Here is a 13,658-nt window from a genome sequence, read left to right as displayed (position 1 = left end):
TGGTAGTGTGGGGTCTCCCCATGTGAGAGTAGGGAACTGCCAGGCATCAAATAAAACGAAAGGCTCAGTCGAAAGACTGGGCCTTTTGTTTTGTCTGTTGTCTGTCGGTGAGCGCTCTCCGGAGGAGGACAAATCCGCCGGGAGCGGATTTGAACGTTGCGCAGCAACGGCCCGAAGGGGGGCGGGCAGGACGCCCGCCATAAACTGCCAGGCATCAAATAAAGCAAAAAGCTCAGTCGAAAGACTGAGCTTTTTGTTTTTGCGTTTTAACAAGAACCCCGTCCCGAAAGGTGCGGGTTTTTTTGCTGTGTGGGGTATATCTCCCCGGTGGCGCTGCGCTTACCGGGGCTACGGATTCGCACCCGCCCTGCACGACCTGTAGCCCGGACAAGGTGCGCAGCACCGCCTCCGGGGAGGTCCCTGTCTAAGGGTCAGCAGTTGCGACGTCAATCTTAGTCTGCTTCAGCCTGCTGCTCATGTATCAAATTCAATAACGGATACGGTTGCCCCAGATCGTCCGTCTCAGAACGCCCTGTCACGTTAAAACCCATCCTCTGATAAAACCCGACCGCCTGTTCATTCTGCTCATTTACGTTGGTCGTCAGTGTTGGCGTTAACGACAGCGCATGCGCGATCAGCAATCTCCCCACACCGCAGCCGCGGACATCCGGATCGACGAACAGCGCATCCATATGATCTCCGGTCAGCAGCATAAAGGCGATCGGCTGGTCCTCCGTGTTAACCGCCACCCACAGCGGAGCCTCCGGTATAAAGGCACGTACCAGCTCCTCCAGCTCTCTCCGATACGCTTTTGACAGAAAATCGTGCGTGGCGTCGACTGATCGACACCAGATCGCAATCAGTTTATCCCCTTCATCAGGCCGGGAACGGCGGATGCTAATAACCATATTTTCTCCTTTTCTTCATTCTTATATTCTAACTCAATGCGCGCCGTGAAATTTTCTCACCGTGAACATGCAGACTCGACATTCACCCGATTCCTGGTTATCTTCAGCTATCTGGATGTCTAAACGTTTATACGTATGCTATGAGGTAATAGAGTTATGCCAATTCGGGTGCAGGACGAGCTACCAGCCGTCAATTTCTTGCGCAATGAAAACGTCTTTGTGATGACGACAACGCGTGCAACAACTCAGGAAATCCGCCCCCTGAAGGTGTTAATCCTCAACCTGATGCCGAAGAAAATCGAGACGGAGAATCAGTTCCTGCGTCTGCTGTCGAACTCTCCGCTGCAGGTGGACATCCAGTTATTACGTATCGATGCGCGTGAGTCACGTAATACGCCGGCGGAGCATCTGAATAACTTTTACTGCAATTTCGATGAGATCTGCGATCAGAACTTCGACGGCCTGATCGTCACCGGCGCTCCCTTAGGCCTGGTTGAATTTAATGATGTCGCTTACTGGCCGCAGATCAAACAGGTGCTGGAGTGGGCCAAGGATCACGTCACTTCGACGCTGTTCGTCTGTTGGGCGGTTCAGGCCGCGCTGAATATTCTGTACGGCATTCCCAAGCAGACCCGCGCCGAAAAGATTTCTGGCGTTTATGAACACCATATTCTTCATCCACACGCTTTACTGACCCGCGGTTTCGACGACTCTTTCCTGGCCCCACACTCACGCTATGCTGACTTTCCTGCAGGGCTTATCCGGGATTATACCGATCTCGAGATCCTCGCGGAGACGGAAGAGGGCGATGCGTATCTGTTCGCCAGTAAAGATAAGCGTATAGCCTTTGTCACCGGCCACCCCGAGTACGATGCCAATACCCTGGCAAGTGAATATTTCCGCGATGTGGAAGCCGGTTTGAACCCTGAGGTTCCCCACAACTATTTTCCGCAAAACGACCCGCAGAACAAACCGCGCGCCACCTGGCGGAGCCACGGTAATCTGCTGTTCGCTAACTGGCTGAACTATTACGTCTACCAGATTACACCATACGATCTGCGTCATATGAATCCAACGCTGGAGTAATACTCCGCACGAAACGATCCTAAAGCGTTTCAGCACTTTGCCTCTGGCACCTTCGGGTGCCTTTTTTATTTCCGAAATTCACCTCATGGCTGATGATAACTTTAATTTCATTGTTATCAATATGTTAATCTAATTTTAAAATTAAAATGGAAATTGTTTTTGATTTTGAAAATTAATTGAGTAGTCTTAATTGTGCTGAGCGAAAACTGCACAACGATCTTTCGCTCGCTTCCAGCGGATCAACCAAGAGGAGCAGCACAATGACGCAGCAGGCGACAATCACCGATGAACTGGCCTTTAGTCAGCCCTATGGCGAGCAGGAGAAGCAGATCTTGACGCCTGAGGCGGTAGAATTCCTGACGGAACTGGTGAGCCGCTTTACGCCGGCGCGCAATAAACTGCTGGCCGCGCGTCTGCAGCAGCAGCAGGCCATTGACGATGGGCAGCTGCCGGATTTTATTTCGGAAACTGCTTCCATTAGAAATGGCGACTGGACCATTCGCGGTATCCCGGCGGATTTGCAGGATCGCCGCGTTGAAATTACCGGCCCCGTCGAGCGCAAGATGGTCATTAACGCGCTGAATGCTAACGTAAAAGTCTTTATGGCGGACTTTGAGGATTCGCTGGCGCCGGACTGGCGTAAAGTCATTGATGGCCAAATCAACCTACGTGATGCCGTGAACGGGACCATCAGCTACACCAATGAGGCTGGCAAAATCTACCAACTGCAGCCCAATCCCGCTGTGCTGGTATGCCGTGTGCGCGGCCTGCACCTGCCGGAAAAGCATGTGACCTGGCGTAATGAGGCCATTCCCGGCAGTCTTTTCGATTTTGCGCTCTATTTCTTTCATAACTACCAGGCGCTGCTGGCAAAAGGAAGTGGTCCCTACTTCTATCTGCCAAAAACCCAGGCCTGGCAGGAGGCGGCATGGTGGAACGATGTCTTCAGCTTTACTGAAGATCGCTTTGACCTGCCGCGCGGCACCATCAAGGCCACGCTGTTGATTGAAACACTGCCGGCGGTGTTCCAGATGGATGAGATCCTGCATGCGCTGCGCGACCATATTGTCGGCCTGAACTGCGGCCGCTGGGACTATATCTTCAGCTATATCAAGACGCTGAAAAACCATCCTGACCGCGTACTGCCGGACCGCCAGGTGGTGACGATGGATAAACCCTTCCTCAGCGCCTACTCACGGCTGTTGATTAGGACCTGCCACAAACGCGGGGCGTTTGCGATGGGTGGAATGGCGGCCTTTATCCCGAGTAAAGAGGCCGAGCGTAACCGTCAGGTGCTGAATAAAGTCACCGCCGACAAAGAGCTGGAGGCGAACAACGGTCACGATGGCACCTGGATCGCCCATCCTGGGCTGGCGGATACCGCCATGGCGGTGTTTAACCGCGTGCTTGGCGACAAGCCGAATCAGCTCTCGGTGACCCGTAGCGAGGACGCGCCAATTACCGCCGAACAGCTGCTGGCCCCCTGCGAGGGTGAGCGCACGGAAGCCGGGATGCGCGCCAACATCCGCGTTGCGGTGCAGTACATCGAAGCCTGGATCTCCGGCAACGGCTGTGTACCGATTTATGGCCTGATGGAAGACGCCGCGACGGCCGAGATCTCGCGCACCTCTATCTGGCAGTGGATCCATCATCAGAAAACCCTGAACGACGGCACGCCGGTCACGAAAGCGCTGTTCCGCCAGTGGCTGGCGGAAGAGCTGATGGTGATTCAGGAGGAGCTGGGAGAGCACCGCTTCAGCCATGGCCGCTTTGACGATGCGGCGCGGCTGATGGAGCAGATCACCACCTCCGACGAACTGATTGATTTTCTGACATTACCGGGCTACCGCCTGCTGGCCTAATCGCCAGATGGTGTTGTTCGCCATTTAGTCCTTCACCAATGACGCCTGGGGAGCCAGGAAATAATATGGAGCATCTGCACATGAAAACCCGTACCCAACAAATCGAAGAATTAAACAAAGAGTGGACGAACCCGCGCTGGGAAGGGATTACCCGCCCGTACAGCGCGGAAGAGGTGGTGAAATTACGCGGCTCGGTGAACCCGGAATGCACGCTGGCGCAGCTTGGCGCAGCGAAAATGTGGCGTCTGCTGCACGGTGAGGCGAAGAAAGGGTACATCAACAGCCTTGGCGCGCTGACCGGCGGCCAGGCCTTGCAGCAGGCGAAGGCCGGCATCGAAGCCATTTATCTCTCCGGCTGGCAGGTGGCGGCGGATGCTAACCTGGCGTCCAGCATGTACCCGGATCAGTCGCTGTACCCGGCCAACTCGGTACCGGCGGTGGTGGATCGGATCAACAATACCTTCCGCCGCGCCGATCAGATCCAGTGGTCAGCCGGGATTGAGCCGAACGATCCGCGCTTTATCGACTACTTCCTGCCGATCGTGGCGGATGCGGAGGCCGGTTTCGGCGGCGTCCTGAACGCCTTTGAGCTGATGAAATCGATGATTGAAGCCGGTGCAGCGGCTGTTCACTTCGAAGATCAGCTGGCGTCGGTGAAGAAGTGCGGTCATATGGGCGGTAAAGTGCTGGTTCCAACCCAGGAGGCGATACAGAAACTGGTGGCGGCGCGTCTGGCTGCCGACGTGATGGGGGTCCCGACGCTGGTGATCGCCCGTACCGATGCTGACGCTGCCGATTTAATTACCTCAGACTGCGATCCGTACGATCGTGAGTTTATTACCGGAGATCGCACCAGCGAAGGGTTCTTCCGCACTCATGCCGGGATCGAGCAGGCGATCAGCCGCGGGCTGGCTTACGCGCCGTATGCGGACCTGGTGTGGTGTGAAACGTCGAAACCGGATCTCGAGCAGGCGCGTCGCTTTGCCGAAGCCATTCATGCGCGTTTCCCGGGCAAACTGCTGGCCTATAACTGCTCGCCGTCGTTTAACTGGAAGAAAAATCTCGATGATAAAACCATCGCCAGCTTCCAGCAGCAGCTGTCGGACATGGGGTACAAATACCAGTTTATTACTCTCGCCGGGATCCACAGCATGTGGTTCAACATGTTCGACCTCGCCCATGCCTACGCTCAGGGTGAGGGGATGCGCCACTATGTTGAAAAAGTGCAGCAGCCGGAATTCGCCGCCGGGCCGGAAGGCTATACCTTCGTCTCGCATCAGCAGGAGGTGGGCACCGGCTACTTCGACAAGGTCACTACCATTATCCAGGGCGGCGCCTCGTCGGTGACGGCGCTGACCGGCTCGACCGAAGAAGATCAGTTTTGAGCCATGCCCGGTGGCACGACGCTCACCGGGCCTGTGAAGGGATCCAGACCGGATAAGCGAGCGCGCCATCCGGCCTGACGTGGTACCGGATGGGGGAGTTCGATGACGCGTGGTCTGGAATTACTGATTGCCCAAACGATATTGCAGGGATTTGACGCTCAGTATGGGCGTTTTCTCGAAGTGACTTCCGGCGCGCAGCAGCGCTTTGAACAGGCCGACTGGCATGCGGTGCAGCAGGCGATGAAACAGCGTATCCATCTCTACGATCACCACGTTGGCCTGGTGGTAGAGCAGCTGCGCTGCATTACCGAAGGGAAAAGTACCGACGTCGATTTTCTTCTGCGGGTGAAACAGCAGTACACCCAACTGTTGCCGGATTACCCTCGCTTTGAAATTGCCGAGAGCTTTTTCAATTCGGTCTACTGCCGACTGTTTGACCACCGCTCGCTGACCCCCGAGCGGCTCTTTATTTTCAGCTCGCAGCCCGAGCGTCCTTTTCGCACCCTTCCGCGCCCGCTGGCGAAAGATTTCTATCCAGAGCGCGGCTGGTCGCACCTGCTGGGTAAAGTGCTGTCCGATCTGCCGCTGCGGCTGCCGTGGCAAAATAAAACGCGGGATATCGGCTATATCATTGCCAGTCTGCAGGAGGCGCTGGGGGAGGAACCGCTCGCCACCTGTCATCTACAGGTCGCCAATGAGCTGTTCTATCGCAACAAAGCCGCCTGGCTGGTGGGCAAACTGGTGATGCCGATGACCACGCTGCCCTTCTTGCTGCCGATCCATCGCAGCGACGAGGGCGAGCTGTTTGTCGATACCTGCCTGACCACCCATGCCGAAGCGAGCATCGTTTTTGGCTTCGCGCGTTCCTATTTTATGGTTTATGCGCCCCTGCCCGGCGCTCTGGTGGAATGGCTGCGCGAGATCCTGCCGGGTAAAACCACGGCCGAGCTGTATATGGCGATTGGCTGCCAGAAGCACGCCAAAACCGAAAGCTATCGCGAATATCTGCACTACATCGCTCGCTGCGATGAGCAGTTTATCGAGGCGCCGGGCATTCGCGGGATGGTGATGCTGGTGTTTACCCTGCCGGGGTTTGACCGGGTGTTCAAGGTGATCAAAGACCGCTTCGCGCCGCAGAAGGAGATGACCGCCGCCCACGTGCGCGCCTGCTATCAGCTGGTAAAGGAGCATGACCGCGTCGGGCGGATGGCGGACACGCAGGAGTTTGAAAACTTCGTGCTGGAGAAACGACAAATCGCGCCAGCGCTGCTGGCGCTGCTGCAGGCGGAAGCGGGGAACAAACTGACCGACCTCGGCGACCGGATTGTCATCAGTCATCTGTATATTGAACGGCGAATGGTGCCGCTCAACCTGTGGCTGGAACAGGTTAACGGCCAGGCGCTGCGCGATGCGGTAGAAGAGTATGGGAATGCTATCCGCCAGCTGGCCGCCGCCAACATCTTTCCCGGCGATATGCTGTTTAAAAACTTCGGCGTCACCCGCCACGGCCGGGTGGTGTTCTACGACTATGATGAAATCTGCTATATGACGGAGGTGAATTTCCGCCAGATCCCGCCGCCGCGCTATCCCGAGGATGAGCTGGCCAGCGAGCCGTGGTACAGCGTCTCGCCGGGGGATGTGTTTCCGGAGGAGTTCCGCCACTGGCTGTGCGCTGACCCGCGCATTGGGCCGCTGTTTGAGGAGATGCATGCCGACCTGCTGCGTGCCGACTACTGGCGCGAACTGCAGACGCGGATTAAAAACGGTCATGTGGAAGATGTCTATGCTTACCGGCGTAAGCAGCGTTTTAGCGTGCGCTATGGCGCTGACAGTAGGCCGGATAAGGCGTTTACGCCGCCATCCGGCAAGGTGCGCCGATCTGCCTGATGGCGCTACGCTTATCCGGCCTACTTAAAATGCCCCTGCGGGGCATTTTTTTATTTAACCCCGCCGTATGCCAGCGTCACTTCCTTCGCCGCTTTGATCACCAGCGCGCCCAGCTCGGTCACCCGATCATCGGTCATGCGTGAGATGGGACCGGAGATGGAGATTGCCGCGAACGGTTCGCGGTGTTCATCATAAATGCAGGCGGCGACGCAGCGCAGGCCGAGCGCGTGCTCCTCGTCATCGAACGAGTAGCCCCGCTTGCGGGTCTGCGCTAAATCTTCCTTCAGATGCAGCGGCGAGACCAGCGTGGCATGCGTATAGGCATGCAGCCCTTTACGGTGCAGCAGGCTGGTCACCTGCTCTTCGCTCAGCTGCGAGAGGAACGCCTTCCCGGCGCCGGAGGCGTGCATCGGCAGTTTTCCGCCGATTGGCGCCGACATACGCATCAGCTGGGTGCACTGCACCTGGTCGATAATGATCGCCTGGTGGTCGCTCTGGTCAAGCACCGCCAGATTCACCGTTTCACCGGAATCCTCCATCAGCTGGCGCAGGATCGGGTGGACAATCGCCAGCAGATTGCGGCTTTGCAGAAAGCTGCTGCCGACCACGAAGGCATGCGCGCCGACGGCCCAGTGGCCCAGCTCGCCGACCTGGCGAACGAAACCCAGCTGCTGCATGGTGGTCAGCAGGCGGTGAGTGGTTGAGTTGGGCAGACCCGCCTGCTGCGCCAGCTCGGTCAGCGCGACGCTGCTGTGGGACTCGGCAATCCATTCGAGCAATTTCAGGCCGCGGGTCAGCGACTGAACCTGACCGCCAGCCTGCTGGGCGGTGGCAGCCGCGGGTTTTCTGCCGCGTTTCGCGGGAACGGGGGTAGTGGCCATCGCGGACTCCTTTTTCTGTATCGTGGAAATGATTTTCGTTTTATTTGGCGATAATGCAATCACAACCGGACTCATCGGAGGAGTGAAGCTGAACATGTCTCATATTGCCCGTTGTTGTCTTTTCCGCTCCGGTGGTTTATGCCAGTATGGTTTGTTGGCTATTTGGCCTGTGTTGAGCGTTGTCGGGAGCAAGTGTGAGCAGCAAAGTTGAGCAACTGCATCAGCAGTTAAAAGAACGTATTCTGGTTCTGGATGGGGGCATGGGCACCATGATCCAGGGCTACCGTCTGAGTGAGCAGGACTTTCGCGGTGAGCGCTTTGCTGACTGGCCGTGCGACCTGAAAGGCAACAACGACCTGCTGGTGCTCAGCAAGCCCGAGGTGATCCGCGAGATCCACGACGCCTACTTCGAGGCCGGCGCGGATATCATTGAGACCAACACCTTTAACTCGACGACCATTGCGATGGCGGATTACCAGATGGAATCCCTGTCGGCAGAGATCAACTTTGCGGCGGCGAAGCTGGCCCGCGCCAGCGCCGATGCCTGGACGGCCCGCACGCCGGAAAAACCGCGCTACGTCGCGGGCGTGCTTGGCCCAACCAACCGCACCGCCTCTATTTCGCCTGATGTGAACGATCCGGCGTTCCGCAATATTACCTTTGACCAGCTGGTGGCTGCGTATCGCGAATCCACCCGAGCGCTGGTGGAAGGCGGCGTGGATCTGATCCTGATTGAAACGGTATTTGACACCCTGAACGCCAAAGCGGCCATCTATGCGGTGAAAGAGGAGCTGGAGGCGCTGGGCGTTGACCTGCCGCTGATGATCTCCGGGACCATTACCGATGCCTCCGGCCGCACGCTGTCCGGGCAGACCACCGAAGCTTTCTATAACTCGCTGCGTCACGCCGAAGCCTTATCGTTTGGTCTGAACTGTGCCCTCGGGCCGGACGAACTGCGCCAGTACGTCCAGGAGCTGTCGCGTATCGCTGAATGCTACGTTACCGCGCACCCGAACGCTGGCCTGCCCAATGCCTTCGGCGAATACGATCTGGATGCCGATACCATGGCGGCGCAGATCCGCGAATGGGCGGAAGCCGGTTTCCTCAATATCGTCGGCGGCTGCTGCGGCACCACGCCGGAACATATCGCCGCCATGAGCCGCGCGGTGGCCGGCCTGCCGCCGCGCCAGCTGCCGGAGATCCCCGTCGCCTGCCGTCTTTCCGGCCTGGAGCCGCTGAATATCGGCGATGACAGCCTGTTTGTGAACGTCGGCGAACGTACCAACGTTACCGGCTCGGCGAAATTTAAACGCTTAATCAAAGAAGAGAAGTACAGCGAAGCGCTGGACGTCGCGCGTCAGCAGGTGGAAAGCGGCGCGCAGATCATCGATATCAACATGGACGAGGGGATGCTCGACGCCGAAGCGGCGATGGTGCGCTTCCTCAACCTGATTGCCGGCGAGCCGGACATTGCCCGCGTGCCGATCATGATCGACTCCTCCAAATGGGAGGTCATCGAAAAGGGCCTGAAATGCATTCAGGGCAAAGGCATCGTTAACTCGATTTCGATGAAAGAGGGCGTCGAACCCTTTATCCACCATGCGAAACTGGTTCGCCGCTACGGCGCCGCGGTGGTGGTGATGGCCTTTGACGAAGTGGGCCAGGCCGATACCCGTGAACGTAAAATTGCGATTTGCCGTCGCGCCTACAAAATCCTCACCGAAGAGGTCGGCTTCCCGCCAGAAGATATTATCTTTGACCCGAATATCTTCGCGGTGGCGACCGGTATCGAAGAACACAATAACTATGCCCAGGACTTTATCGGCGCCTGCGAAGACATCAAACGCGAGCTGCCGCACGCGCTGATCTCCGGCGGCGTCTCCAACGTCTCTTTCTCTTTCCGCGGCAATGACCCGGTACGTGAGGCGATCCACGCGGTATTCCTCTACTACGCGATCCGTAACGGCATGGACATGGGGATCGTCAACGCCGGTCAGCTGGCCATCTATGATGACCTGCCGGGCGAGCTGCGCGACGCGGTGGAGGACGTGATCCTCAACCGCCGCGATGACAGCACCGAAAGATTGCTCGAGCTGGCGGAAAAATATCGCGGCAGTAAAGTTGACGACGGCGCCAATGCCCAGCAGGCGGAATGGCGCAGCTGGGAGGTGAAAAAACGCCTCGAATATTCGCTGGTGAAGGGCATTACCGAATTTATTGAACAGGACACCGAAGAAGCGCGTCAGCAGGCCGCTCGCCCGATTGAGGTGATCGAAGGGCCGCTGATGGACGGCATGAACGTGGTCGGCGATCTGTTCGGCGAAGGCAAAATGTTCCTGCCGCAGGTGGTGAAATCCGCCCGCGTCATGAAACAGGCGGTGGCCTACCTGGAGCCGTTTATTGAAGCCAGTAAAGAGCAGGGCTCCAGTAACGGCAAAATGGTGATTGCCACGGTAAAAGGCGACGTTCATGACATCGGCAAAAACATCGTCGGCGTGGTGCTGCAGTGCAATAACTACGAAATAATCGATCTTGGCGTGATGGTCCCGGCGGATAAAATTCTCAAAACCGCCAAAGAGGTGAACGCGGATCTCATCGGCCTTTCCGGGTTGATTACCCCGTCGCTCGACGAAATGGTTAACGTGGCGAAAGAGATGGAGCGCCAGGGCTTTACCATCCCGCTGCTGATCGGCGGCGCGACCACCTCTAAAGCGCATACGGCGGTGAAAATCGAGCAGAACTACAGCGGCCCGACCGTTTACGTACAGAACGCTTCGCGCACCGTCGGGGTGGTGGCTGCGCTGCTCTCGGACACGCAGCGCGATGAGTTTGTCGCCCGTACGCGCAAAGAGTATGAAACCGTGCGTATCCAGCATGGGCGTAAAAAACCGCGCACCCCGCCGGTAACCCTGGCCGCCGCACGGGAAAACGATCTGGCCTTTGACTGGGAGAGCTACACTCCGCCGGTGGCCCATCGCCTGGGGATTCAGGAGGTGGAAGCCAATATCGAGACGCTACGCAACTACATCGACTGGACGCCGTTCTTTATGACCTGGTCGCTGGCGGGCAAATATCCGCGCATTCTGGAAGATGAAGTGGTTGGGGAAGAGGCGCAGCGCCTGTTCAAAGACGCTAACGAGCTGCTGGATAAGCTGAGCGCAGAGAAAACCCTCAACCCGCGCGGCGTGGTGGGCCTGTTCCCGGCCAACCGCGTGGGCGACGATATTGAAATCTATCGCGATGAAACCCGCACCCACGTGCTGACGGTGAGCCATCACCTGCGCCAGCAGACGGAGAAGGTCGGCTTCGCCAACTACTGCCTCGCCGACTTTGTGGCGCCGAAGCTGAGCGGCAAAGCGGACTATATCGGCGCCTTCGCCGTCACCGGCGGCCTGGAAGAGGACGCGCTGGCGGAAGCCTATGAAGCGCAGCATGATGACTATAACAAGATCATGATCAAGGCCATCGCCGATCGTCTGGCGGAAGCCTTCGCCGAGTATCTGCACGAGAAAGTGCGCAAGGTCTACTGGGGGTATGCGGCCAATGAGAACCTCAGCAATGAGGAGCTTATTCGCGAGAATTACCAGGGGATCCGTCCGGCGCCGGGGTATCCGGCCTGTCCGGAGCACACCGAAAAAGGCACCATCTGGCAGCTGCTGGACGTCGAAGCCCATACCGGCATGAAGCTCACCGAATCGTTCGCCATGTGGCCGGGGGCATCGGTTTCCGGCTGGTACTTCAGCCATCCGGACAGCAAATACTTCGCCGTGGCGCAGATCCAGCGCGACCAGGTCGAAGACTACGCGCTGCGTAAAGGGATGACCCCGGCGGAAGTCGAGCGCTGGTTAGCCCCTAATCTGGGATATGATGCGGACTAGTCGTCATCTTTCCTTACAACAAACAAGGCGCTCTGTGAGCGCCTTGTCTCTTTATTGAGGTTAACCCCTTATACTGAGATAGGTTCCAGAACGTCGGAACACCTATAACGATAAGGAGAAGCTGATTCCGTGTTAACTCTGCTACACCTGTTGTCCGCGGTCGCTCTGCTGGTGTGGGGCACGCATATCGTGCGTACCGGGGTGATGCGCGTCTATGGCGCTCGCCTGCGTACCGTTCTCAGTAGCAGCGTAGAGAAAAAGCCGCTCGCCTTCTGCGCGGGTCTTGGCGTGACTGCGCTGGTGCAAAGCAGCAATGCCACCACCATGCTGGTGACTTCGTTTGTCGCCCAGGATTTAGTGGGCCTCACGCCGGCGCTGGTGATGGTGCTGGGGGCCGACGTCGGGACGGCGCTGATGGCGAGGGTGCTGACCTTCGACCTGTCGTGGCTGTCGCCGTTGTTGATATTTATCGGGGTGATTTTCTTCCTCGGCCGTAAGCAGACCCGCGCCGGGCAGCTGGGGCGAGTGGGGATTGGCCTTGGGCTGATCCTGTTGGCCCTGGAGCTGATTGTGCAGGCCGTCCACCCCATTACCCAGGCCAACGGCGTGCAGGTGATTTTTGCCTCGCTGACCGGGGATATTATGCTGGATGCCTTGATTGGCGCCGTATTCGCGATCATCAGCTACTCCAGCCTGGCGGCGGTGCTGCTGACCGCGACGCTGACCGCGGCAGGAGCGATCTCTTTCCCGGTGGCGCTGTGCCTGGTGATTGGCGCCAACCTGGGATCGGGGCTGTTGGCGATGCTCAACAACAGCGCGGCGAACGCGGCGGCGCGCCGGGTGGCGCTGGGCAGCCTGCTGTTTAAGCTGGTGGGAAGCCTGATCATTCTGCCGTTCGTCCATCCGCTGGCCGCGGCGATGCATAAGCTGCCGTTGGCCGAGTCCGAGCTGGTTATCTACTTCCACGTTTTTTACAACCTGCTGCGCTGCATCGCGATGGTGCCTTTTGCCGGACCGATGGCGAAGCTGTGCCAGCGCATGATCCGCGATGAACCCGAGCTGGATAACCATCTCAAACCCAAGCATCTCGACCCGTCGGCGCTGGACACCCCGGCGCTGGCGCTGGCCAATGCCGCGCGCGAGACGCTGCGCATTGGTGACGCGATGGAGCAAATGCTGGAGAGCCTGCATAAGGTGATGCATGGCGAACCGCGTCAGGAGAAAGAGCTACGCCGCATGGCGGACGATATCAACGTGCTCTACACCGCCATTAAGCTCTATCTGGCGCGAATGCCAAAGGATGAGCTGGCGGAAGAGGAGTCCCGGCGCTGGGCGGAAATTATTGAGATGTCGTTAAACCTCGAGCAGGCCTCCGATATCGTCGAGCGGATGGGCAGCGAGATCGCTGATAAATCGCTGGCGGCGCGGCGCGCCTTCTCGGTGGAAGGGTTAAAGGAGCTGGACGCCCTGTACGATCTGTTGCTCAGCAACCTGCAGCTGGCGATGTCGGTCTTCTTCTCCAGCGATGTGCCCAGCGCCCGTCGCCTGCGGCGCAGTAAACACCGGTTCCGCATTCTTAACCGCCGCTACTCGCATGCGCACGTTGACCGTCTGCATCAGCAGAACGTGCAGAGTATCGAAACCAGTACGTTGCACCTGGCGCTGCTGGGGGATATGAAGCGTCTGAACAGCCTGTTCTGCTCGGTGGCTTACAGCGTGATGGAGCAACCGGATGAAGACGACGAACGGGATGACTACTGAGAACTTCCCC

9 protein-coding genes are annotated in these 13,658 nt (G+C 58.0%); 6 read left to right on the top strand and 3 right to left on the bottom strand.

The genetic code is table 11. The features are described from left to right. The coding region (locus ABLV52_RS21705; protein ID WP_348890921.1) for a hypothetical protein at positions 1-273 on the bottom strand (273 nt) is incomplete at its 3' end. 179 nt (positions 274-452) lie between these two features. Then, positions 453-908, bottom strand: a complete 456-nt coding sequence (locus ABLV52_RS21700; RefSeq protein ID WP_348890920.1) for an acetyltransferase — start codon at positions 906-908, stop codon at positions 453-455. 156 nt (positions 909-1,064) lie between these two features. Here ABLV52_RS21700 and metA point away from each other — a divergent pair, with 156 nt between their 5' ends. The 4 genes from metA (at position 1,065) to aceK (ending at position 7,128) form a co-directional block, all read left to right on the top strand. After that, entirely contained in the window at positions 1,065-1,994 is a 930-nt protein-coding gene (gene metA, locus ABLV52_RS21695) for a homoserine O-succinyltransferase (RefSeq protein WP_004206830.1), read from the top strand. A gap of 260 nt (positions 1,995-2,254) precedes the next feature. Then, positions 2,255-3,856, top strand: a complete 1,602-nt coding sequence (gene aceB / locus ABLV52_RS21690; protein WP_101990232.1) for a malate synthase A — start codon at positions 2,255-2,257, stop codon at positions 3,854-3,856. Positions 3,857-3,936: 80 nt separating this feature from the next. Beyond that, entirely contained in the window at positions 3,937-5,241 is a 1,305-nt protein-coding gene (gene aceA / locus ABLV52_RS21685; protein ID WP_004206828.1) for an isocitrate lyase, read from the top strand. Between the two features lie 102 nt (positions 5,242-5,343). Continuing rightward, positions 5,344-7,128: a bifunctional isocitrate dehydrogenase kinase/phosphatase gene (gene aceK, locus ABLV52_RS21680; protein ID WP_348890919.1), complete on the top strand. Its 1,785-nt coding sequence runs from the start codon at positions 5,344-5,346 to the stop codon at positions 7,126-7,128. Positions 7,129-7,178: 50 nt separating this feature from the next. Here the strand turns inward: aceK and iclR are convergent, their stop codons facing one another. Then, on the bottom strand, positions 7,179-8,009 hold the full coding sequence (iclR, locus tag ABLV52_RS21675) for a glyoxylate bypass operon transcriptional repressor IclR (protein ID WP_004206826.1): 831 nt from the start codon (positions 8,007-8,009) through the stop codon (positions 7,179-7,181). Positions 8,010-8,203: 194 nt separating this feature from the next. On the opposite strand from iclR, the gene metH reads away from it, so the two are divergent. Both metH and ABLV52_RS21665 read left to right on the top strand, forming a co-directional pair. Next, positions 8,204-11,887 (top strand): methionine synthase, encoded by a 3,684-nt coding sequence (gene metH / locus ABLV52_RS21670; protein ID WP_348890918.1) that lies wholly within the window; start codon positions 8,204-8,206, stop codon positions 11,885-11,887. A 129-nt stretch (positions 11,888-12,016) separates the two neighbouring features. Beyond that, positions 12,017-13,648: a Na/Pi cotransporter family protein gene (locus ABLV52_RS21665; protein ID WP_004206824.1), complete on the top strand. Its 1,632-nt coding sequence runs from the start codon at positions 12,017-12,019 to the stop codon at positions 13,646-13,648. The last annotated feature ends 10 nt before the right edge of the window (positions 13,649-13,658 follow it).

The sequence above is a fragment of the Klebsiella sp. GB_Kp056 genome, assembly GCF_040064755.1.
GTDB lineage: Bacteria > Pseudomonadota > Gammaproteobacteria > Enterobacterales > Enterobacteriaceae > Klebsiella > Klebsiella quasipneumoniae.
This window is presented reverse-complemented; position numbering and strand designations above follow the sequence as displayed.

Bases quoted from the DNA above. Each gene is read 5' to 3' on its own strand.
- aceA (WP_004206828.1), top strand. From the start codon at position 3,937: ATGAAAACCCGTACCCAACAAATCGAAGAATTAAACAAAGAGTGGACG.
- aceK (WP_348890919.1), top strand. From the start codon at position 5,344: ATGACGCGTGGTCTGGAATTACTGATTGCCCAAACGATATTGCAGGGA.
- ABLV52_RS21700 (WP_348890920.1), bottom strand. From the start codon at position 908: ATGGTTATTAGCATCCGCCGTTCCCGGCCTGATGAAGGGGATAAACTG.
- iclR (WP_004206826.1), bottom strand. From the start codon at position 8,009: ATGGCCACTACCCCCGTTCCCGCGAAACGCGGCAGAAAACCCGCGGCT.
- aceB (WP_101990232.1), top strand. From the start codon at position 2,255: ATGACGCAGCAGGCGACAATCACCGATGAACTGGCCTTTAGTCAGCCC.
- metA (WP_004206830.1), top strand. From the start codon at position 1,065: ATGCCAATTCGGGTGCAGGACGAGCTACCAGCCGTCAATTTCTTGCGC.